The organism is Paucidesulfovibrio gracilis DSM 16080 (genome assembly GCF_900167125.1).
In the GTDB taxonomy this organism is placed as follows: Bacteria; Desulfobacterota; Desulfovibrionia; order Desulfovibrionales; family Desulfovibrionaceae; genus Paucidesulfovibrio; species Paucidesulfovibrio gracilis.
Window position 1 is genome coordinate 79,261 of the sequence record NZ_FUYC01000004.1, and the last position, 21,740, is coordinate 101,000.

The 21,740-nt window shown below is 55.3% G+C and carries 23 protein-coding genes; 17 read left to right on the forward strand and 6 right to left on the reverse strand.

Annotation, left to right across the window (positions count from 1 at the left end; all coding sequences use genetic code 11):
- The first annotated feature begins 15 nt into the window (after positions 1–15).
- Positions 16–732 carry a leucyl/phenylalanyl-tRNA--protein transferase gene (aat, locus tag B5D49_RS06645; RefSeq protein ID WP_078716900.1) on the forward strand — a complete coding sequence of 239 codons (717 nt, stop codon included), beginning with the start codon at positions 16–18 and terminating at the stop codon, positions 730–732.
- On the opposite strand, the gene B5D49_RS06650 is transcribed toward aat, so the two are convergent.
- Positions 691–1,125, reverse strand: a complete 435-nt coding sequence (locus tag B5D49_RS06650) for a hypothetical protein (RefSeq protein WP_159447153.1) — start codon at positions 1,123–1,125, stop codon at positions 691–693. The two genes, aat and B5D49_RS06650, sit on opposite strands and share 42 nt — an antisense overlap.
- Before the next feature lie 184 nt (positions 1,126–1,309).
- On the reverse strand, positions 1,310–1,795 hold the full coding sequence (locus tag B5D49_RS06655) for a hypothetical protein (RefSeq protein WP_078716902.1): 486 nt from the start codon (positions 1,793–1,795) through the stop codon (positions 1,310–1,312).
- Between the two features lie 115 nt (positions 1,796–1,910).
- Here B5D49_RS06655 and uvrB point away from each other — a divergent pair, with 115 nt between their 5' ends.
- The 4 genes from uvrB to dapB are packed head-to-tail and all read left to right on the forward strand — an operon-like array spanning position 1,911 to position 8,090.
- Complete coding sequence (gene uvrB, locus B5D49_RS06660; RefSeq protein ID WP_078716903.1) at positions 1,911–3,923, forward strand: excinuclease ABC subunit UvrB; 2,013 nt, start codon at positions 1,911–1,913, stop codon at positions 3,921–3,923.
- Positions 3,923–4,981 carry a potassium channel family protein gene (locus B5D49_RS06665; RefSeq protein WP_078716904.1) on the forward strand — a complete coding sequence of 353 codons (1,059 nt, stop codon included), beginning with the start codon at positions 3,923–3,925 and terminating at the stop codon, positions 4,979–4,981. The genes uvrB and B5D49_RS06665 overlap by 1 nt, the downstream gene beginning before the upstream one ends.
- Positions 4,978–7,317, forward strand: a complete 2,340-nt coding sequence (ligA, locus tag B5D49_RS06670) for an NAD-dependent DNA ligase LigA (RefSeq protein ID WP_078716905.1) — start codon at positions 4,978–4,980, stop codon at positions 7,315–7,317. The genes B5D49_RS06665 and ligA overlap by 4 nt, the downstream gene beginning before the upstream one ends.
- Positions 7,314–8,090, forward strand: a complete 777-nt coding sequence (gene dapB, locus B5D49_RS06675; protein WP_078716906.1) for a 4-hydroxy-tetrahydrodipicolinate reductase — start codon at positions 7,314–7,316, stop codon at positions 8,088–8,090. Before ligA ends, dapB begins: the two co-directional genes overlap by 4 nt.
- 100 nt (positions 8,091–8,190) lie before the next feature.
- Here the strand turns inward: dapB and B5D49_RS06680 are convergent, their stop codons facing one another.
- The 3 genes from B5D49_RS06680 to B5D49_RS06690 all read right to left on the reverse strand — a co-directional run bounded on the left by B5D49_RS06680 (position 8,191) and on the right by B5D49_RS06690 (position 10,590).
- Positions 8,191–8,535 carry an Hpt domain-containing protein gene (locus B5D49_RS06680; protein ID WP_078716907.1) on the reverse strand — a complete coding sequence of 115 codons (345 nt, stop codon included), beginning with the start codon at positions 8,533–8,535 and terminating at the stop codon, positions 8,191–8,193.
- Between the two features lie 276 nt (positions 8,536–8,811).
- Entirely contained in the window at positions 8,812–9,243 is a 432-nt protein-coding gene (locus B5D49_RS06685) for an ACT domain-containing protein (protein WP_078716908.1), read from the reverse strand.
- A 39-nt stretch (positions 9,244–9,282) separates the two neighbouring features.
- Complete coding sequence (locus B5D49_RS06690; protein WP_078716909.1) at positions 9,283–10,590, reverse strand: phenylacetate--CoA ligase family protein; 1,308 nt, start codon at positions 10,588–10,590, stop codon at positions 9,283–9,285.
- Between the two features lie 304 nt (positions 10,591–10,894).
- Between B5D49_RS06690 and B5D49_RS06695 the strand changes: the two genes are divergently transcribed.
- The 10 genes from B5D49_RS06695 to B5D49_RS06740 all read left to right on the forward strand — a co-directional run bounded on the left by B5D49_RS06695 (position 10,895) and on the right by B5D49_RS06740 (position 19,760).
- Positions 10,895–11,503 carry a nitroreductase family protein gene (locus B5D49_RS06695; protein ID WP_078716910.1) on the forward strand — a complete coding sequence of 203 codons (609 nt, stop codon included), beginning with the start codon at positions 10,895–10,897 and terminating at the stop codon, positions 11,501–11,503.
- Positions 11,496–11,885, forward strand: coding sequence for a ribosome silencing factor (gene rsfS / locus B5D49_RS06700; RefSeq protein ID WP_078716911.1), 390 nt, complete (start codon positions 11,496–11,498; stop codon positions 11,883–11,885). The genes B5D49_RS06695 and rsfS overlap by 8 nt, the downstream gene beginning before the upstream one ends.
- Positions 11,882–13,417 carry a 2,3-bisphosphoglycerate-independent phosphoglycerate mutase gene (gene gpmI / locus B5D49_RS06705; RefSeq protein ID WP_078716912.1) on the forward strand — a complete coding sequence of 512 codons (1,536 nt, stop codon included), beginning with the start codon at positions 11,882–11,884 and terminating at the stop codon, positions 13,415–13,417. The genes rsfS and gpmI overlap by 4 nt, the downstream gene beginning before the upstream one ends.
- Positions 13,417–13,659: a hypothetical protein gene (locus B5D49_RS15030; RefSeq protein ID WP_078716913.1), complete on the forward strand. Its 243-nt coding sequence runs from the start codon at positions 13,417–13,419 to the stop codon at positions 13,657–13,659. The genes gpmI and B5D49_RS15030 overlap by 1 nt, the downstream gene beginning before the upstream one ends.
- Positions 13,660–13,914: 255 nt before the next feature.
- Positions 13,915–15,522: an MBL fold metallo-hydrolase RNA specificity domain-containing protein gene (locus B5D49_RS06715; protein WP_078716914.1), complete on the forward strand. Its 1,608-nt coding sequence runs from the start codon at positions 13,915–13,917 to the stop codon at positions 15,520–15,522.
- 49 nt (positions 15,523–15,571) lie between these two features.
- The gene (rsmD, locus tag B5D49_RS06720) at positions 15,572–16,165 is read left to right on the forward strand and encodes a 16S rRNA (guanine(966)-N(2))-methyltransferase RsmD (RefSeq protein ID WP_078717008.1); all 594 of its coding nucleotides are present in this window, start codon (positions 15,572–15,574) and stop codon (positions 16,163–16,165) included.
- A complete protein-coding gene (gene coaD / locus B5D49_RS06725) occupies positions 16,111–16,629 on the forward strand; it encodes a pantetheine-phosphate adenylyltransferase (protein WP_078716915.1) in 519 nt (172 codons plus the stop codon). The genes rsmD and coaD overlap by 55 nt, the downstream gene beginning before the upstream one ends.
- Positions 16,630–16,634: 5 nt before the next feature.
- Complete coding sequence (miaA, locus tag B5D49_RS06730; RefSeq protein ID WP_078716916.1) at positions 16,635–17,564, forward strand: tRNA (adenosine(37)-N6)-dimethylallyltransferase MiaA; 930 nt, start codon at positions 16,635–16,637, stop codon at positions 17,562–17,564.
- Positions 17,565–17,653: 89 nt separating this feature from the next.
- Entirely contained in the window at positions 17,654–18,745 is a 1,092-nt protein-coding gene (locus B5D49_RS06735) for a hypothetical protein (RefSeq protein WP_078716917.1), read from the forward strand.
- A 112-nt stretch (positions 18,746–18,857) separates the two neighbouring features.
- Positions 18,858–19,760 (forward strand): hypothetical protein, encoded by a 903-nt coding sequence (locus tag B5D49_RS06740; protein ID WP_078716918.1) that lies wholly within the window; start codon positions 18,858–18,860, stop codon positions 19,758–19,760.
- A 366-nt stretch (positions 19,761–20,126) separates the two neighbouring features.
- Here B5D49_RS06740 and B5D49_RS06745 read toward each other — a convergent pair whose 3' ends face one another.
- Positions 20,127–20,336 carry a twin-arginine translocase TatA/TatE family subunit gene (locus tag B5D49_RS06745; protein WP_078716919.1) on the reverse strand — a complete coding sequence of 70 codons (210 nt, stop codon included), beginning with the start codon at positions 20,334–20,336 and terminating at the stop codon, positions 20,127–20,129.
- Between the two features lie 204 nt (positions 20,337–20,540).
- Here B5D49_RS06745 and B5D49_RS06750 point away from each other — a divergent pair, with 204 nt between their 5' ends.
- Positions 20,541–20,939 carry a hypothetical protein gene (locus B5D49_RS06750; protein ID WP_078716920.1) on the forward strand — a complete coding sequence of 133 codons (399 nt, stop codon included), beginning with the start codon at positions 20,541–20,543 and terminating at the stop codon, positions 20,937–20,939.
- A gap of 3 nt (positions 20,940–20,942) precedes the next feature.
- Entirely contained in the window at positions 20,943–21,740 is a 798-nt protein-coding gene (locus tag B5D49_RS06755; RefSeq protein ID WP_078716921.1) for a hypothetical protein, read from the forward strand.

A 21,740-nucleotide genomic window follows, 5' to 3' on the forward strand; every position in this document is an offset into this window, starting at 1 on the left:
GTCACTGTTGACACGATGATCTATCGCCTTTCCGAAATGCCTTTTTTCCCTCACCCTCAGGAGGCTGACCCGGACGGCCTCCTGGCTGTGGGGGGGGACTTGTCTTCGCAACGCCTGCTCAACGCCTATTCGTGTGGTATTTTCCCTTGGTATGCGCCTGATTCCCCAATATTGTGGTGGAGCACCGACCCGCGGTTGGTCCTTTTCCCAAGTGAACTCCATGTGCCACGCAGTTTGCGGCGGGTGATCAACAGCGGACGTTTTCATATTACTGTGGATACTGCCTTTCCGGAGGTCTTGCGGCGGTGTGCTGAAACGCCGCGTCCGGATCAGGATGGATCCTGGATTGTTCCGGAAATGAAGGATGCCTATACCCGTCTCCATGAACTCGGCTATGCTCACAGTGTGGAAGCTTGGCGCGACGGCCGACTGGTGGGCGGTTTGTATGGTGTGGCTTTGGGCCGTGTCTTTTTTGGGGAATCCATGTTCTATGCCGAACCGGACGCCTCCAAAGTGGCCTTTGTGCAGTTGGTCCGCAGTTTGGAGCGGCGTGAGTACACGATGGTGGACTGCCAGCAGACCACGGCTCATTTGCTCCGTTTCGGTGCTCGGGAAGTACGGCGGTCGGAGTTCCTGCAGCGTCTGGCCCTTGCCCAACAATATGCCACGGAAGAGGGAAACTGGTCCGAATTATTTCACGAAAAGGGGAATGGGGTTTTTCACCAGCTGTGAGGGCATTCGGGACCGGTTGGTGGCTGCGGCCTTTTCAAGGGGATGTCCTTGTTTGATGAAAAGGTTGCCGCATCCCTTGCATTGCCAGTGGCGCTTTTGCTCCTGGAGGCGGACCAGGGTTCCTGTTTGGTCATAGCAAACCTGACAAAACGGACCGTCTTCTCCGTCCTCGGTGGTTAGCCAGTATTTTCGTCCGTCAAAGCGCATGCTTTGGGAGAGGTCGAGAATTTCGACCACCTCGGTGAGTTGTTCTTTGAGCGCCCGATTCTCTTCACAAAGGGCGAAGTATTCTTCCTGTAGTGATTTCAGGATTTCCTCGGCGTCCTCCCAGCGGTTTGCCTTGGCCGCTTCAAGCGCCTGCTTGAATCCCATTGCGTGTATCAGACTATCCATAAAGCCTCCCTCAAGGGTGCGGATCATGCATCTCCTATATCGGTCATTTCGATTCGTGACTTTAGGAACGTCTTGTGTTTTGTCGTGTTTTTTTTCTGATAAAAATGTTGAAGCTGAAAATGCAGCAGGGGACGGCCGTCTCGTAGCCGTCCCCTGGTGGCGCAAGCAGTGTCAGCGGTGTTTTTCAGCTGCTAACTTCTTCTACGATGGGAGGGTGTTGGGAAAGGTCGAACAGACCTCGCAACGGCAGGTTGAGTGCGTAACTGGGGATGCGCTCGAATCGGATCAGACCGATATTTTTCCCCGCTTCGGCGTCGCATAACGCCGGAAGACCATCTGGAACCGGAAATTCCAGCGGTAGGGAGCGAAGCCCCGTCAGCCTTGTGGCGTACTGCTCTTTAAGGTAGTTGATGATGCGGTCCCGCTCCTGTAACGTAAAGGATTCCATGACCACCCTCCGGCTGGATCCCTCCGGGCAAGGAGCTTCCGGCAGGCACGGTCCGATGAGGGATTCCCATTGGTATTGTTTTTCTTCCTGCTCCGGCCAATCGGGCCGGAAGAGATGGACCTCCACGTTGCGGCGGCCTTTGAAGCTTTTGATGGTCATGGATACCGTGCAGCAGCGTTCGCACGGTGGAGTGGTCTTCGGTGGGATTATTTCGATCTTCATGGGGTTGCTCCGGTTCGCAGGGCGCGATGTTGTTCCAATGACGATGTGAAGATGATACGTTGTTTTGTCTGGCCGCACAAGAGGATGCGCCTTCGTGCGCCAAAAGGAATCTGCCATGGCTCAACAGTTTGAGTTGGTCAGCGAATATACGCCTACAGGGGATCAGCCCGGGGCGATTCAGGAAATCGTGGACAACTTGAATGGCGGTGTTCGCGATCAAGTGTTGCTGGGTGTGACGGGGTCCGGCAAGACATTCACTATGGCCAATGTTATTGCCGAGGTGAACCGGCCCGCTCTGGTGCTTGCGCCAAACAAAACCCTGGCTGCGCAGTTGTATGGGGAATTCAAAGCCTTGTTTCCCCATAATGCGGTGGAATATTTCGTTAGTTATTACGATTATTATCAGCCGGAGGCCTACCTCCCACATTCGGATACCTATATTGAAAAAGATTCCTCAATCAATGATGATATTGACAAGCTCCGACATGCTGCCACGCATGCGTTGCTGACGAGACGGGATGTGCTTATTGTCGCATCGGTTTCCTGCATTTATGGGTTGGGATCACCGGAATATTACGCCAAAATGATCATTCCCGTCGAACAGGGGCAGGAATTGAGCATGGAGGCACTGCTCGCCAAACTTGTGGAGGTCCATTACGAGAGGAACGATTATGATTTTCATCGTGGAACCTTTCGGGTCCGGGGGGATGTCGTAGAAATTATTCCGGCATACAGCAGGGAGCAGGCTGTTCGGATTGAGTTTTTCGGTGACGAAATTGATTCCATCCTGCAAACGGATCCACTGACAGGCGAAGTTCTTGCCAAGTTGCGCAAGACCGTGATCTATCCAGGCTCACATTATGTTTCAGATCAGGATAACCTGACCCGGGCGCGGGATGATATTCGTGAAGAGCTGACCACACAGTTGCGAGAATTTCGCAATGCCGGAAAACTGGTGGAGGCGCAACGCCTGGAACAACGGACCATGTTCGACCTGGAGCAGATCGAGGAACTGGGCTATTGCAACGGCATTGAAAATTATTCGTTACACCTGGATGGACGCCGACAGGGACAGCCACCGGCTACACTGCTGGATTACTTCCCCAAGGATTTTGTTCTTGTGGTGGACGAGTCCCATATCGCCGTACCCCAGGTAGGAGCCATGTTCAACGGCGATCGTTCCCGAAAAAGCACTTTGGTCGATTTTGGGTTTCGACTTCCGTCGGCCTTGGATAATCGTCCGCTCAATTTTAAAGAATTTTTGGAGCGCATTGGACAAGCAGTGTTTGTTTCCGCGACTCCCGGACCATGGGAGTTGGATCGCGCCCAGGGATTGGTGGTGGAACAGATCATCCGGCCTACGGGATTGGTTGATCCCCAGTTGGAGGTGCGTCCGCCGGAAGGTCAGCTGGATGACCTGCTGAGCGAGTGTCGAGTCCGTGTGGCGCGTAATGAGCGGGTCTTGGTGACCACGCTGACCAAGCGCATGGCCGAGGATTTGACGGAATATTTTCAGCAGATGGGAGTGAACACCCGGTATCTTCACTCTGATATCGATACCATCGAGCGAATGGCCATCATCCGCGCCCTGCGTGCCGGAGAGTTCGATGTCTTGGTGGGAATCAACCTGCTGAGGGAAGGTCTTGATTTGCCGGAAGTGTCCCTTGTAGCTATCCTTGATGCGGATAAGGAAGGCTTTTTGCGTTCCGCCGGGGCGTTGATTCAGACGTTCGGCCGTGCCGCGCGTAATGTTCAGGGCAGGGTGTTTTTATATGCGGATAAGGTCACCGCGGCCATGCGGACGGCTATGGAAGAAACTGATCGGCGTCGGGAACGCCAGGTAGCATTCAATCTGGAGCACGGCATAACGCCCCGGACAATTCGTAAGGCTGTGGGAGAAGGGCTGCAAATGGCATCGGCGGCGGATTCCGGTGATACGACACGGGAATCGCTTGTCGCCGAGGATATGGCCGAGTATGGGGATGACCCGCGGAAATTGACCAAACTGGTGCGCCGGCTGGAACGGGAGATGCGCGAAGCCGCCAAAGAACTTGAGTTTGAACAAGCGGCCCGGTTGCGGGATCGCATTGCGCCGCTGCGGGATCGCATCCTGCAACTGGGGGGATGATGTCGTTTCAAACGGTGAACCGGCGGCTGTTCGAACTCAAACAGCGCATGGGCACGTTTTGGAATTTGGTCATGGGCAGCTTTTTGTTGCTGCTCATTTTTCTGTTCGGAATTGTCGGGTTCATGTTTCTCGAGGGATGGGATTTCGTCAGCAGTTTTTACATGGTGGTCATCACCCTTTCCACCGTGGGCTACGGCGAAGTGCATCCTTTGTCGCAGATGGGGCGGATGTTCGCTGCATTGCTGATTATGAGCGGCGTGGGCGGATTTATGTATATTGTGGCCTCGTTTTCACAAATTTTGTTGGAAGGCCGTCTGCAGGTGCTCTGGGGGAAACGCAGAATGCAAAAAGCCATTGGCAGGTTGGAAGACCATTTCATCGTATGCGGATATGGGCGCATTGGAAGCGTGGTGGTGCAGGAAATCCGCAACGAAGGATTTGTTCCTGTGGTGTTGGAACAGAACACCGAATTGATCCAGAAGTTGGAATTGGAGGGGGTGCTCTGTGTGGAAGGGGACGCCACGGACGACGAATTGCTGCTTTCCGTGGGACTGCGCAAAGCCAAGGCGTTGATTTCAGCGCTTTCTTCCGAGGCGGCCAACGTTTATGTGACTCTCACTGCTCGGCAGCTTTGTCCGGAATTGACCATTATTGCCCGCGCCAGCCAAAAGGCTCATATCTCCCGGCTCAAGCTGGCCGGAGCCGATAGAGTGGTCATGCCGCATCTGATCGGCGGGGTCCGCATGGCCCAGAACGTGTTGCGGCCCACGGTGACGAACTTTCTTGAGCTGGCCATGCAAGACGAGATTGACCTCCAGATGGAGGAACTTTTGGTGCCGTTGCAGTCCTCGCTCGGCGGAAAAAATCTTATCGAGTCTGAAATTCGCCCCCGGTATAGCCTGATCATAATCGCGATCAAGAAATCCAATGGGGAAATGCGTTTCAACCCTGGCCCCCAGGAAGTGATCCAGGGAGGGGACACCTTGCTTATGGTGGGTCAGCGGTCCAACCTCCAACAGATGCGTCATGATTTGTATGGTGCGGAGAACTGTTCGTGACTTCAAAAACAACATCCAGCGCGGCCGAACGCGTCAGGCTGCTTCGGGATCGACTGGAATATCATAATCATCGCTACTATGTTTTAGACTCGCCCGAGATTTCGGACGAGGAATATGATGCATTGTTCCGTGAGCTGCAGACGCTGGAGGAATCCTTCCCGGAGTTGGCGGACCCGACATCACCCACACAGAGGGTAGGGGGAGCCGCTGCCGAGGGTTTTGAAACAGTCCAGCATTCTGTCCCCATGATGAGCCTGGATAACGCCATGGTCCTGCCCGATGGGGATTCGGCCCTTGATTTTTCCAGCTGGCGGGAGTTTGCCGCGGTAAAATTGCCCAATGCGCTTGTTGAAACCGTGCAGGCCTATGCCCGGGAGGCACTTGAACGCGCTTTGGGGCGCACGTTGGATTCCAAGGAGCGGACCAAATACAACCCGGAGATTCGTCGTGCCGTGCGCGAGTATCTGCTTCGTCCGGAACAAGCCGATCTCGCCGGTTTTTCACGGGAGATGGACCTGCTTCGGGCGCGATTGACGGGCGGCCGCAATTTGTTGGAGTTGTCGGCGACCCCGCCTGATTTTTCCATGCTTCCCGAGTCGGTGTTCCAGGCACCCGCTTCAGCCTTGCAGTGTTTTTGGGTGGATCCGAAAATGGATGGCTTGGCCGTGGAAGTCGTCTATGAAGACGGTGTGATGACTCTGGGAGTGACTCGGGGTGACGGTGTGATAGGCGAGGATGTTACCCGCAATATGCGCACTGTCCGGAATATCCCCTTGCGGCTGCGGGGTGAGGGCTGGCCGGAGTTGTTGGAGGTGCGTGGTGAACTGGTCATGGCTCGGCGCGATTTTGAGACATTGAATCAACGTCAGGCCGAACAGGGCGGCAAGGTTTTTGCGAATCCTCGCAATGCAGCGGCTGGTTCCGTTCGTCAACTGGATCCGAAAATCGCGGCGGCTCGACCGCTTCGTTTTTTGGCGTACGGTGTAGGCCGATCCGGGGACTTGGAGTGGGATACGCACGAGGCGCTCATGAACGATTTGCAGGCCTGGGGTTTTGTGCTTCCTCCAGAGGCCGGTCGGTGTGACACCGCAGAGCAGGTGGAGCAGTTTTTTTTGAGGATGCGGGAGCGTCGAGAAACACTGCAATATGAGATCGACGGCGTGGTGGCCAAATTGAATGACCGCTCCCTCCAGGCTTTTTTGGGGACCACGGCTCGGGCGCCGCGTTGGGCTCTGGCCTTGAAATTTCCGGCTATGCAGGCCGTAACGCGCTTGAACTCCGTTGATTTTCAGGTTGGCCGTACCGGAGTCGTCACTCCTGTGGCACGGTTGGAACCCGTGAATGTGAGCGGCGTGGAGGTATCCAGGGCCACACTGCACAATTTCGACGAGATCGCGGCCAAGGATTTTCGTGTTGGGGATCACGTGGTGGTGCAGCGCGCTGGAGATGTGATTCCGCAACTTGTGCGGAGTCTGACGGAGCAACGGACCGGGACTGAACGAGTGATCGAACCGCCTGCGTCCTGTCCCGTATGCGGCAGTATTCTGGAACGGGCATCCGGTGAAGTTGCATTGCGGTGTCTGAATGCCTCCTGTCCCGCGCAGTTAGAGCGCGGGATGGTCCATTTCGTATCCAAGGCCGGACTGGATATGGAAGGGGTCGGCAAGGAGTGGATTCGACGGCTCGTAAAGGATGGCGTGCTTACTTCCCCCGCGGATTTGTTTACACTCCGTGCTGAAACGTTGATGCGGTATGAGCGCATGGGAGAGAAATCGTCACATAATTTTGTGAAGGCCGTGGAGATGGCCAAGCAAGAGGCCACGCTTTCCAGGCTTGTGGCAGCCCTGGGGATTCGGCATGTGGGGGAACAGACGGCCCGTGCTTTGGCAGAGCGTTATGCGGACTTGGACGAATTGATGCAGGCCGGTTCCGAGGAACTGGTGAACATTCCGGACGTGGGATGGACCGTTGCTGAAAGTATTGAGCAATACTTCGAGAATCAGCGCAACCGTGAAATGCTGGAGCGTTTTCGACAGCTTGGTTTCTGGCCGCGTTCCGCGGTGCTGGATTCGTCCGGTGGGGTGCTGCAGGGAAAGCGGTTTCTTTTCACTGGAAGTTTGCCCGTCGCACGCGGACAAGCCGAGGACTGGGTGCGTGAGCGTGGCGGGGTGGCCGCGAAAAGTGTTTCCAGGAAGCTTGATTACGTCGTTGCCGGGGAAAAGGTCGGAAGCAAGCTGGACAAAGCGCGGCAGTTGGAATTGGAAATTTTGGAGTATGATGGGTTCCTGCGCCTGCTTGGTCTTGAATCCGAAGACGAAAAGGAGAACCGCAAATGACGGATGTAATTATCATGGGAGCCAAGGGGCGCATGGGAGCGACCCTCGCCAACCTAGCCCTGGCTGATCCAGAGCTGAATCTTGTCGGTGTTACGGAGCGGAGCCGCAATATCAAAGAGCTTGAAGCCCTTGGCTGTCCGGTTGTGGAAGATCTGGACAACCTGCTTGCGGACGCTCCTGGCGCCGTAATCGTAGATTTTACTTCGCCTGAGTCCACGATGAAGATGGTGGAAACGGCCGGTAGGCGCGGTAACCCTGCCGTCATCGGTACGACCGGTCTCGATGCCGCACAGCAAAAGCAACTGGCTGAATCGGCCAATTCACAGCCTCTTTTCTGGGCGCCGAATATGAGTGTGGGCGTGAATGTGTTGCTTAAGATGCTCCCTATGCTGGTGCAGGCTCTTGGTCCCGCTTATGATATGGAAATGGTGGAGACACATCACAGAATGAAAAAGGATGCGCCCAGCGGAACAGCCTTGAAGCTGGCTCAGTGCCTTGCCGAAGCCCGGGGCTGGGAGTATGATGATGTCAAGAATCATTGCCGCGATGGCATTATCGGAGCGCGGCCGGAAGAAGAGATCGGCGTGCAGACCCTGCGCGGTGGAGATGTTGTCGGGGACCACACCATGTTCTTTTTTGGTCCGGGAGAGCGGATCGAGGTGACGCATCGGGCCCATTCGCGGGAAACCTTTGCTCAAGGGGCGTTGCGTGCGGCTAAGTGGCTTGCCGGGCAGAAGCCTGGGAAACTCTACACCATGCAGGATTTGTTTTAGTCGCAAACGGATTTGTTGAAACCAAACGCCTCCCGTGATCGCACGACACGGGAGGCGTTTGGTTTTGCTGGAATCGGAGAACGGTCCGGCTACTTTCGGATTACTGCAGTTTCAGCCAGTCCTGCATGCGCTCGTAGACCCGTTCGATTTGTTCATCCAGCTGGCGCAAGGCCTCAACGGATTGTCCTTCATCTTCACTTTTTGCCGCCAGTTCCAATTGCAGGCAGGCCTCATGCAAAGGTTCGGCTCCGAGGGTTGCAGCGGCCCCTTTCAGGGAGTGGGCCAGATATGTCACTTCGCCGAGTTGTCGGGATTCCATGGCAGTGCGGATTTTGGCCACACGTTGAGGCTCTTCCCGGAGGAAAACCGTGAACAATCTGGTTATGAAAGCTTCTTTTCCTTTCATCTTGTCAAACCACGGTTTGCTGATCGGCTCGTTGGGCATGCGTCGTTCTCTCTCGCTTGGCTGGTATTGAATCAAGGGACAGAGCGCTGAAATATCATAATATGTAAGTATAATTGCCAACGCTCCGGGCCGTTGTTTGGAACGGCCTTTTAACTTATTATACGCGCTATCTTTTCCATGGGCAATGCCTGCGGGGAAAAAGCAGGGTACAAAAAAGTGGCTATACGTACAAAATAATATATGGGGAGGCAGCTGCGCGATTCCCCGATGCGGGGCAAGAAAAGGGAGGCCCATGACGGGCCTCCCGGTGGATGATTAGATGTTGTAGAGTTGTTCGCCCGGGATAATGGTCAGATTGTTTTTTTGCAACAATTCTATGGCCTGGTCCGTGCGATCGAATCGGAAGATGATCACCGCGTTGTTAGAGCTTTGGTGTACAAAGGCGTACATGTACTCCACATTGATGTTTTCTCCCTGCAAAATGGCGAGAACATTGTTCAGCCCACCCGGGCTGTCATCGATTTCCAGGGCCACAACAGTGGTGCGGCCCACTGTGAAACCTTTGTTCTTCAGTTCGTTGCGGGCTTTTTCAAAGTCGGAAACAATGAGTCGCAGGATGCCGAAGTCTGAGGTATCCGCCAGGGACAGCGCCCGGATGTTCACGCCGCTGTCGCTAAGGATTTTCGTCACTTCCGCAAGGCGTCCGGCCCTGTTTTCAAGAAAGATGGACAGCTGATCAACCTTCATGGCTTTCCTCTCTGAGTTGTCGTTGTTCGCTTGGGAATACTACTTGGCTTCCTTGCGCAAATCAATGATGCGTTGCGCCTTGCCCATGGAGCGTTCAATGCCCTTGGGCTCTACCAGTTTAACGGCGGCCGTGACCCCAAGGAATTCCTTGATGGCGCCCTGTACCTTCTTTTCAAGGGATTGCAGCCCTTTGATTTCATCTGAGAAAACGCTTTCGCTGACTTCGACGCGGACAGTAAGGGTATCCATCGGGCCTTTGCGATCCACCACCAGTTGGTAGTGGGGGGCTAGGCCGTCGGTGTCCAGAAGGATGGATTCGATCTGTTGCGGGAATACGTTCACACCGCGGATGATGAGCATGTCGTCGGACCGGCCTTGGACGCGCATCATCCGGGCCGTGGTTCGGCCGCAACGACAGGGCGTGGTCTCCAGTCTGGTCAGATCGCGGGTGCGGTAGCGCAATAGCGGGATGGCTTCTTTGGTCAGAGTGGTGATGACGAGTTCTCCCAGTTCGCCGGGCTGAACCGGTTCGCCGGAAGCGGGGTCAATGACTTCCAGCAAGAAATGGTCTTCCTGCATGTGCAGTCCGTTTTGCGCCTCAGCGCATTCGATGCCGACGCCTGGTCCCATGATTTCGGAAAGACCGTAGATATCCAAGGCTTTGATGTTCAGTTTGCCTTCGATGTCCTTGCGCATGGCTTCGGACCAGGGTTCGGCCCCGAATATTCCTACCTTCAGTGGAAGTTTTCTGAAGTCGATGCCTAGCTCCCCGGCGGTTTCTGCCAAGTGCAGTGCATAGGAGGGGGTGCAGCAGATGGCTGTGGCCATGAAATCCTTGATGATCATGATCTGACGACGTGTGGCCCCGCCGGACATAGGGATGACCGTGGCTCCTGCCGCTTCCGCGCCGTAATGGGCGCCCAGCCCGCCGGTGAAGAGTCCGTACCCGTATGCGTTGTGGAGAATGTCGCCGGGACCGACTCCGGCGGCGTTGAGGCACCGCCCCATGAGGGACGCCCAGGTACGGACGTCGCGATGCGTGTAGCCCACCACGGTGGCTTTGCCCGTTGTCCCTGAGGAGGAGTGGATGCGGACGATGTTCTCCATGTTGACGGCGAAAAGTCCGTAGGGGTAGTTGTTGCGGAGATCTTGCTTTTCCGTAAAGGGCAGGTGGCGTACATCGTCGAGGCTGTTGATGTCGCCCGGACGTATCCCTTTTTCTTCAAGGCGCTTTTTGTAAAAAGGAACATTATGGTAGACTCGTTCCACCAAGGCCTTGAGGCGGCGTAATTGCAATTTCTCCAGATCTTCCCTGGGCATGGTTTCATGTTCCACGTCGAAAATCATCTCCGATCCTCCTTTGGGCTGACAAAATAAACAAAAAGGCCGCGGAATCCCGCGGCCTTGAATGAGCGTCTCTCTCGCCTTGCTATGCCACGGGCTGTATGGGCCTCCTAAAAAAGAAGCCGAAAAAAAAGCCGGTAAAGCACAGAGGCGAAGTAGATTCTTGCATGGAAATTTCATGCCTGAAAGTGATGGAGCCGTCAAGTGGTCAGCGCTGTGGAGAGGGGGGGAGGGCGAAACGAAGTGGTGACGCATTGCCAGGTTCAGGCAAATTCTTTACAAGTCGTAACGAATCTGGAGGATCAAAATGAACTTTGCGAAACTTGTTGCCGCGACCCGATCGGTACGGCGTTTCCATGAGGATCGAGCGATTGGTTTGGAGGTGTTGCGGACGCTGACGGACCTGGCGCGTCAAACTGGATCCGCCGGGAATCTGCAACCACTTCGGTATGTTTTGAGCAATGATCCCGCAACCAATGAGCGTATTTTTTCCCGGCTGGTGTGGGCGGCGTACCTTAAGGACTGGAAAGGACCGGAATCCGGGGAGCGTCCTGCCGGGTACGTCGTGGTCTGTGCTGAAGCCGGGGCAAAGGATGCCAATGCGCGCGTTGATGCAGGGATCGCCTGCCAGACCATGCTGCTCGCCGCTCGGGAGAAAGGGCTTGGCGGATGTATGCTCGGATCAGTGGATCGGGCCGGATTGCGTCTGGATCTGGACATTCCGGAAAACGTGAATATTTTATATGTGCTTGCATTCGGCGAACCGTTGGAGCAGGTCGTGCTGGAACCGCTCGGCGAGGACGGCGGAGTGAAATATTGGCGTGATGAGAAAGAGGTGCATCATGTGCCCAAGCGGGGGCTTGAGGAATTAATTCTTTCCACGTTTGAACGCGGGAAACCGGAAAAGAATGATTGAAAAAGAAAAGACACATAGCTTGCTGGATCGTTCCGAAAAATTAGAACTTTTGGCTCGTTGGCTTACGGAGAAACAGGCTTCGAAGCTTGTGGCGCTTGATGTGGAGGGGCTTTGCCCCATCACAGAGACCTTGCTTGTGGTGACCGCCCGTGGTGTGCGCCATGCGCAGGGGCTGGCGGATATGCTCTTGGACCGTTCCAGCGAAGACAACATTGAGTATCTTGGCATGGAAGGCTACAAGGGTGGAGCCTGGATTTTAATGGATTTCAATGACGTGGTTGTTCATATTTTTCAGGAAGAGCACCGCGCCCTATATAATCTTGAAGGGTTATGGGCCGAGGCCAAGGTCATGCCCTTGCCCGAGGACGGCGAAGACCAATGAGCACCCCGTATACCCCGACGCTGCTGCTTATTCTGGACGGTTGGGGCGTAGCTCCGGATGGACCGGGCAATGCCGTGGCCAAAGCGCACACTCCCAATTTGAACCGGCTTATGAAACACTGGCCCCGAACCACCCTGGAGTGCTCGGGGCGGGCCGTGGGGCTGCCCGACGGGTTTATGGGCAATTCCGAAGTGGGACATATGAATATTGGTGCTGGCCGAATCGTCTATCAGGATATGACCCGTATCGACATGGCCATGGAAGATGGTTCCTTGAAAGAAAATCCCGCCTTGCTTGAGCTGATGCGGCGCACCGGCGAGCAAGGAGGACGACTTCATTTTCTCGGCCTGCTTTCGGATGGCGGCGTGCACAGTCATCAGAAGCATTTGTATGCATTGTTGGAGATGGCTCGCGAGCAAGGGCTTCAGGACGTATTCGTCCACGCCTTTCTGGATGGACGCGATACTCCGCCTACGAGCGGAATGGGGTATGTCAAGGCATTCAGAGACGTGCGCCGGCGAATGGATTTCGGACGCATCGCCACGCTTATGGGCCGGTATTACGCCATGGATCGGGACACCCGGTATGATCGGACCAAAATCGCATGGGATGCGTTGGTCCACGGTCAGGGGGAAAAGGTGGACGGTGCTGTTCGAGGGGTGCGTGACGCGTATGTCATTGGAGAAACCGATGAATTCGTGAAGCCCCGCCTTGTTTCGGATGTTGATGGCGTTATTCGCGATGGGGATGGCGTGTTTCTGTTTAACTTTCGCGCCGACCGCATGCGCCAGCTGGCCCGTGCCCTGTTCAGCGATGCATTCGATGCCTTTGATCGTGGGCGTAGACCCCGGCTGGCGGGGTTGGCGAGCATGACGCAGTATGACGCTTCGTTTCCTTTTCCCGTAGCGTTTCCCCCCCAGCGTTTGGATGGCTGTCTGGGACAGGCGGTTTCCCAGCTCGGGCTTCGTCAGTTGCGCATTGCGGAAACGGAAAAATATGCACATGTGACGTATTTTCTCAATTGTGGTCGGGAAGAACCGTATCCCGGCGAAGAACGGAGAATGGTCCCCTCGCCTCGTGATGTGGCTACGTATGACCTCAAGCCTGAAATGAGCGCGGAGCAGGTCACTTCGGAACTGCTGAAGGAACTTGCCGATTATGATTTGACGGTGTGCAACCTCGCCAACTTGGATATGGTGGGCCATACCGGTCGTATTGATGCCACGGTGTTGGCGGCGGAAACAGTGGATGCCTGCGTCGGCCGCTTGGTTGACGCGGTTCTCAAGCAGCATGGACGGATTTTATTGACGGCGGATCATGGCAATGCCGAGGAAATGCTTGATGCCGAGGGGGAACCGCAGACCGCGCACTCGAAAAATGCCGTGCCTTTTGTGCTGATTGAGGACGGCATGGAAGGACGTGTGCTCAAGCCCGGAAAGCTGGGAGACATCGCACCGACATTGTTGCATCTTTGGGGAGCGGCCCCCCCCGCAGGAATGGCGGGTGAAATTCTTGTCGAGGAGACGAACTAATGGAACGGTCCGGGAAGCCCGTTGAACCTGTGCGCCCATCTGAGATGGAAATAATTTATTTGTATACGTGTCCTTTTTGTTCAAGAGATGTTCCGTTGCTCGCCCCGACAAGGCCTTCCATGGCCCAGTGCGATGCGTGCCGAAAAAGTTTTCCTATTGTTCCAGTGGATGAGAAAGCCATTCGATACGTTCGGCTGATGTTGGCTGGCGGGAAGGCATCGGTGGATCCGGAATTTTTGTGAGCCGGAAGGAATGACGTAAATGGTATCTCCCCGTCGGATCTTTGGAACGGCGGGGAGCTTTTTTTTCCCGTTGATGGTAGCTTGGCCGAATGAAAAATCTGTTGTTGTTTCCTCTGGCCGAGCTTGCCAAATCCCGTCCTGTTGTGCATGAATCCAGGTCGCGATCATGATGTGCTCATGCCGGGCGAACCGTGGAAGACGACCAGGCGATCGAACGACCGGCGTTGTTGGTGTAGAAACGTCACCGGAGGATGTATGAAGATTTCTTTTCTGGGTGCAGCTCAAACCGTAACCGGTTCCTGTTACAAGCTGGAGTGTGGCGAGACTAGGTTCCTGGTGGACGCCGGTATGTTTCAGGGCAACAAGGAAATTGAAAAACGCAATGCGGATACAGAGAGATATGACCCAAAGAAATTGGATTTCATCCTTGTTACCCATGCCCACATCGATCACAGCGGACTGCTGCCCCGGTTGGTGAAAAAAGGGTTCCGCGGGAAGATTTATACTTCCGAGCCTACGCGGGATCTTTTGGAAATCATGCTTTTGGATTCAGCACATATCCAGGAAATGGAGGCCGAATACGTCAATCGCAAGCGCAACCGGCGCGGCGGCGGAGACGTGGAGCCGCTTTACACCCAGGCCGATGTTGAGAAAACATTGCCGCTCATTGAAACCGTGCAATACGAGAGTGCGTTTGAACCCGCACCGAATATAACGGTACGTTTTCGGGACGCCGGGCATATCCTGGGATCCGCTTTTATTCGTATTGAGTATGAAGAGGAAGGCAAGAGTACGTCGTTGTTGTTTTCCGGCGACTTGGGGCGTCCAGAGCAATTGATCGTCAACGATCCTGCCGTGGCTGTCACTCCGGATTACCTGTTTCTGGAGTCCACTTACGGGAACAGAAATCACAAGGATGACAGCAACAGCCTGGACGAGTTGGCCGAAGCCGTACAGTACAGTCATTCCCATGGGGAAAAGGTCGTGATTCCCGCTTTTGCCGTGGAGCGGTCACAGCAGATCATTTATTCCTTGTTTTTGTTGTATAAGCAGGGGCGGCTTCCGGCAGATATGCCGGTCTATCTTGATAGCCCCATGGCTATTCGAGCGACGGAAGTTTTTCGCAGCCACCCGGAATATTTTGATGCGGAGACGAGGCGATACCTGCAGAATGGAGAGGATCCCCTTGATCTGCCCAACCTGAAATTTACGTTGAGCACAGCCGAGTCACAAGCCATCAACAGTACTCCCGGACCGGCCGTAGTTATTTCAGCCAGTGGCATGGCCACGGCGGGACGCATCAAGCACCATTTGAAGCACAATCTTTGGAAATCCGGTGCCAGTGTCGTGTTTGTGGGGTACCAGGGTGTTGGAACCCCTGGGCGTAAAATTGTGAACGGGGCTGAGAAAATTCGATTATTCGGTGAAGATGTGGCGGTGAAGGCGCGGGTTTTCACTATCAACGGGTTCTCCGGACATGCCGGTCAATCGGAATTGCTGGATTGGGTCAGTCGGTTTCATGCGGATCGCATGAAAATTTTTCTGGTCCATGGTGAGCCTGCCGCACAGCAGGAGTTTGCCGGTCTGTTGCAGGAGCGTTTTGGTCTGGATGTTCATATTCCAGATCATTTGGAAGAGGCGGTGCTTGCTCCGGGCGAGGTGTTGGAAACCGTGCGCCACGCCGAGACAGCGCGACCCAGTGTGGATTGGGACTTCCTGGTCGGCGATTCGGAGCGCCTGCTTGGGGAATTGCAAAATAGGATTGCCGGACTCAAGGAAAAAACTTGGGTGGAGCAAACCGAGATTCGTGACAGGTTGATGACCGTGAATCGCCTCATGGTGGAACTTATTTCCGAAATTTAGGGGCAGAGGCTGACCGGGATAGGTGCTTTTGCCGTAAGGTATAGAAGCTATGCGTATTATAAGCGGGAGATTTGGAGGCCGCATACTTCGGACTTCTGAGGGACCGGGGTATCGTCCTGCGACCTCCAAGGTTCGGCAGTCCATTTTCTCCATGCTGGAGGCCCGGGGATTGCAATGGCCGGGCGCACGCGTCGCGGACCTGTTCGCTGGAAGCGGCAGCCTGGCTATCGAGTCGCTTAGCCGAGGCGCGGACCATGCTTTGTTTGTGGAGAAGTCGGCCAGTGCCGCCAAGGTGCTTCGTGACAATCTTCAGGCATTGGGTGTTGCACGGTCTCAGGTGCGTGTAGCCGTGGCGGACGTGATACAGGTTTTGAAGCGGGGTTCGGAGCAGGTATACGACGTGATTTTCGTGGATCCGCCCTACGGCAAGGGGCTGTTGGATCCTGCTCTGAAGGCGTTGCTTGCCAATGGCTGGCTCGCTCCGGACGGTTTTTTGCTTGCGGAGGTGGAGGCCTCGCTCAAGCCGGACTGCCCCGAGGAATTGGAATGCATTACCGACCGGACCTACGGTCAGACAAGGATTATATTATGGCGCAACACAACTCCCGACTCGCCATCTACCCCGGAACCTTTGACCCGCTGACCAACGGGCATGTCAGCCTGATCCGCCGCGGGACAAAGATTTTTGATACGGTGGTTTTCGCCGTGGCCCGGAGTACCTCTAAAAATACTTTGTTCAGCCTGGAAGAGCGAGTGGCCCTGGCTAGAGAGGCGCTGGGCAATTTTCGTGGCATTCTTGTGGAGCCGTTTGACGGTTTGCTTGTAGATTATGCCCGGCGCCGCGGCGCGGGCGCCATTCTGCGGGGAATGCGCGCGGTGTCGGACTTTGAGTATGAATTTCAGATGGCACTCATGAATCGCAAGTTGAACAAGGATGTTGAGACAGTTTTTTTGATGACGGATTTCAAGTGGATGTATCTTTCCTCCACCATCGTCAAGGATGTGGCTCGCAACGGTGGCTCCATTAAAGGATTGGTGCCGGAGTGCGTGATAACGCCGCTGTACAAGCGTTGCGAGGAGCGACGCAGGCAGGCGCTCGGGGAGTGATTCGCATGGAAGAACATTCCACGCCCCCCCCCATGAAGGTGGTTTGCATCCTTGGTCCCACGGGAACAGGGAAGACTCGTGCCGCTTTATCGCTTGGCCATGCCGTTGAAGTGATCAACTTCGATTCCCGGCAGGTTTATCGGGATTTTCCCATCATTACGGCGCAGCCCGACGAGGATGAACGGGCCATGGCTCCGCACCATCTCTATGGTTTTTTGCCCACTCGGGCACCCATGAATGCGGCGCATATGGCCGAGTTGGCGGTGCGGACCATTCGGGCCGTGACCGAGCGTGGCAATCTTCCCGTGCTTGTGGGGGGGACAGGCCTGTATTTGCGCGTGTTGCTGGAAGGCATCGCTCCTATACCGGAGATCCCCCGGGCAGTCCGCCAGCGTGTGCTGGAACGATTGGAGCGGGAAGGTCCGCAGGTGCTGCATGCAGAACTTCAGGATATTGATCCTTTGTATGCGTCCAAGATTCATCCCAACGACAGCCAGCGGAACGCCCGCGCCCAGGAGGTCTGGTTGGCGACGGGAGAAACGCTTAGTTCCTGGCATGCCAAGGCTCGCCCCGTGGAGCCGCTGGATGCTTTTTGCCTGGGCGTGACCGTGGACCTGGATACCCTGACTCCAAAACTGGCAGCACGCATTGATGAGATGATGCAACAGGGAGCGTTGGAGGAGGCCCGCACAGCATATGAACATTGCTCGGATCCCTCGGCTCCGGGGTGGTCCGGGATTGGATGTGCCGAGCTGCTTTCCTGGATTCTTGAGCAGAGCACCTTGGACCAGGCCCGGGATTTATGGATTCGCAACACCAGGGCATATGCCAAACGTCAGATAACTTGGTGCCGTCGGGAAGAGCGGTTGCAGCGTTTTCAGGCTGGTGACGAACCGGGAATGGCCCGGGCCGTGACCGAGTGGCTGGAACAATGACGGCGGTTTATCCGGCTTGCCAGGTTGCTTTCCTCGGGGTACACGCACCGGGTGTGCCACGAACCGTATTTTGCTCCAAGGAGCTTTAAATGGCGTATAATATTCTTATGTTGCAGCTGGTTCTCGTGTTGCTGCTGCCCTGTGCCGTTCTGGCACAGACCAGTGCTTCCACAGGCTCGACCACGGGTTCCGTACCGGTGGTCATTGGTGAGGAAGAAGGTGCCGCTGGTGGAGCAGAGACTGCCGGTCCATCGGGACAACCCAGTGCTTTGGATCAGGTGGAGAATTGGATTAATGAAAACGTTCCTCCAGAGGATCGGGAATCATTTCCTGTTCCCGAGGCTTCTGCCGAGTCCACCGATGTGGGGCTGACCCTGGGAGATGGGTCTGTGACCGTTGATTGGGGAACAGGCATGCTTTCGGCCTTGGGGACGGCCGTTGCTTCCGGGGAAGGCTATAATCCGGCCCGGGCCGAGGCTATGGCCATGCGCCATGCCACGCTGCAGGCCAGAAAATTTCTGCAAGACGCGGTGTTGGGATTGGCATTGAATGGCCGAGAGCTGCTCGTGGACAATTTGACCCCGGCGCAACAAACGCAATTGCGTGGTAAATTGCAAAATTCACCTATTGAGCGGGCCAGCGAACCCGGGGACAACGGCGATGTGTTGGTTTCCGTGGTGGCCCGGGTGCGTTTGCGTGGGGAACTGGCTGATGCTTTGGTTCCACGTTCCATTCCTTTTCAAAGCCGAATTCCCACGAAGGTGGAAGCCCCGATCCTGGAGCCTCTTGCCGAGCAGGACATGGACGCGGTCGAGTATAAGCGGTCCATGGCCGAGTTGGGGGCGTTTACCGGTGTGATTGTTGATGCCAGGGGCATGGAAGGTGCTCCGGCCCTGCTGCCGGAATTGTTCGATCCCGAAGGGGTCGCGGTATACGGCCCGTTTATGGCCTCTCGTTCAATGGTGTTGGAACAGGGGTTGGTGACCTACGCGGATTCGCCCGATGCCCCGTTGGTTCGACGTCGCTGCGGTGGAACGCCTTTGGAGGTACGGGCGCAGGCTGTTGCCGGTCCACAACGTGCCGATCTTTTTCTTTCTGCGACTGATGCCGAATTGGTACGGTTGCTGTTTGAATCCGAAGAAATAAGCACCACTTGTCCGGTGGCTGTTTTGCTGGACTGACCCGCTTTCGGGCGGCGGATCCATTGGGAACCGGCGTTTGCAATGCGTGGTTGGAAGCAAGGTCGTTTGGAGGACTTCGATGTTCAGAAGGTATGGTAAAAAGGAGCGGGGAATGCGCCGGACAGTGGTCGCCTTGTCGATGCTGTTTTTGTGTCTTGGTCTGTTGCCTTCCGCAGTGTACGCCGATGAGGTGCGCATTTTCCAGCCTCGGGAAGAGGGCATGTCTCCCAATGAGATGCGGCAGCAGGCGTTGCACCTGTCCTTTGAGGAGGCCGTTTTCCAAGCTGCGCTCAAATTGCTGCCCCAGCCTCCTTCCGAGGAGCGGGCCACGTTGTTGCGTGAGCGGCTGGCAAAGGATGTGGAACCATTTGTTCTTGGTTATAAGGAACTGGCTTCCTCGCCTACACCGGAGGGGCTGAATATGCTGGCCGATGTGGATGTGGACCGCCGGGGACTTCGAGCCGAACTGGAATCTTTGGGTTTATTTCAGACCATTGGTGGGCCGTTGGCCGCCCGGGTTGTGGCGGACCCCACGCTTACGGGTGAAGATCTGGAGCGGTTGCGTTCTCTCCGGATTTTGACCGGAATTGCTCCTTCTGCGGTTACGCTGCCTGAACTGCGTCTGGGCCGGGAGCCTGACGGACCGGTGCGCGGCGTCCTGCATTCTTCCACAGGAAATTGGTCCGCCCTGGATCCTGATCTTGAAACGGTATGGTTCCATTTGTGGGAGCGATATTTTCAAAGCTCCGCGGTTGCGCATCGAGGCTTGCGCACAGAGGTACTTTCTGTGAGTGGCTGGTTTACTCCCGATGGAGCCCATGAGTTCGACAACATGCTGCAAGGATGGGAAAGCCTTCTGCGTGAAGCTCGGCTGGTGGATATGGACATGGCCCCCGAGGGGGTATCGGCTCGTTGGGAAATTGCGGTCGCAGACCGTGCAGCCCTGGTAACCCGTTTGGAGGAATATTTGCCAGCGAGGGGGTTGGGGTACACGCTTTCTAATAGTGACCAATAGTGCATGCTAGGTATTTTTTTGAGCAAACGGCCATCCTGACGGGTGGTCGTTTTTTTTTATTGTCGTCTGTGTTTTTGAAACGGGCTGGACGTGGCCTTTGAAAGGATATCGTTACAGGAGCCTCTTCGCTCTGTGTGGCTTGAGAGCCAAGAGGGAGCGGTTGGGGATGTGTGCCCCAAATGTAACGCCGGAAGAAGGATGGGGTGGAAAATGCGGTGAGGGGATAAACAGATGAACTGGCGGTTGCTGAGCGGAAAGAATGTCCGAGAGGCGCACATAATATGTGCAACTCCTGTGCAACAACGAAAATTCACTGAAAAAGCCCGGATAAAGTATCCGGGCTTTGTGTTGTACAACTTGGCAGGCTTACGCCTCTTTATTTTTATCTTGGTCCTGGTCTCCGACTTTATCCTTGCCTGGAGTTACGTCGATTTCTTCAGGCTCGCCCGTAGCGCGCTTGAAATTTTGAATGGCCTTGCCGATGCCGGCACCGACTTCCGGAAGCTTGTTGGCACCAAAAATCAGCACCACAATGAGCAGAATCAGGACGAGTTCCCAAACACCAAGTCCGAACATGTTTGTCCTCCAAGTATGAAAGTGGTTTCGGACAATACACAGGTGGGCTTAGGAGGTCAAGGAAAGGGGAGGGGCCAGGAAAAAAATGTCGATATTTCCCAGGGATTCTTCCCTTATTCATAAAGGTTGCCCATCGTCCCCTCGACGAGCGCGAGGGAAACGTGTAGGGAAAAAGTCAGGGTGGCTTGCACCCTGGAAAGGCTTATGTCCAATGTCCGCAAAATGCCCGGCAACGCTTGCCGCTACTACGTTGCCGGGCGGTGTAATTACCATGAGCGGCTCAATCCCGGATACGATGAATCGTTGCGCTGTCGTTTTTTGGTGCAATGCGAGGATGCATTCGACGCTTTTCTTGACCGCGCCGAGGCGTTCGCCTTGAGTCAGGAACAGACCGTGGCGTTCTGGAACCGTCGTTTTCAGAGATTGCAGGAGGAAGGCTGTTTTTGCCCCGACTACTGCTATTCTGAGGATGGCGGGGATCAGGGCTGTGTCCATGGGTATGGAGATGTTTGCATCCTGGCGCTTCCGAAATGTGAAGGGCGGTGTCGACGTTTTGTCCTCATTCCGGAAGTTTCGGACAACAATGATTACAAGGAGAGTTGATAAATGCTGCTGCATTTTCCTCAAATGCATCCGGAATGCGTTCCGGGGGGGCCGGTCTCCGGCGTGCTTTTTTTCAATCCCCGAGGCGGCGAAGCTGATGAGCAGTGCTTCACTCCTTCGAATCTGCCTTTGAATTCCGAGGCGGCTTCCCGGCTGCTTGATGACTGCATTCGTTTTGGAGAACAATTCGTCAAACCGGGCGAGATGGCGGCCTTTGGCCGGTTGCAGAGCAAAGATGGGCGCTCCGAAAGCTCGTCGGCCCTGGAGCGCGAACTCCGGCAGCGGCTTGCCGGTGAAAGTGCGTCTACTGGAGATTCCGATGCTCACCTTGCCAAGGCTCAGTTCCTTTTGCTTCTGGCTTGGGCTTTTGAAGAACGAGCCATGGAGCTTCAAGGGTTAAGCCATGGTATTGCCCAAGCCTGGAGCCAATTCGGAGGGGCTTTGGGTGTGGATGATGCGGATTCCCGCGACCAGGCCGAACTTCAATTGGGAAATGTCATAGGAAATACCCAGGCTCCGGCGGTGGATGCGCCTACGCTTCCCTGGCAGATGCTGTTGGAGGCTGTTTGTGTTTTTCTTCCCGAGACTGCCGTTTTAGTGGTTCGGGATTTGGAGATGGTTTCGTTTATGGAAGAACTGGATTTGGAATGGAGTTCCATGCCGGAACTGGCTGACAAAGGGATCGACGCTCAGGGCGTCGAAGTACCGGCTTGGCGGGTTTTGGGACTGTCGAATGCTCCTGCAGAGCGTCCGTTTTTATCGCGTTCTGTGCGCCTGGCCGTGGTTCCTTGCAATGATTAA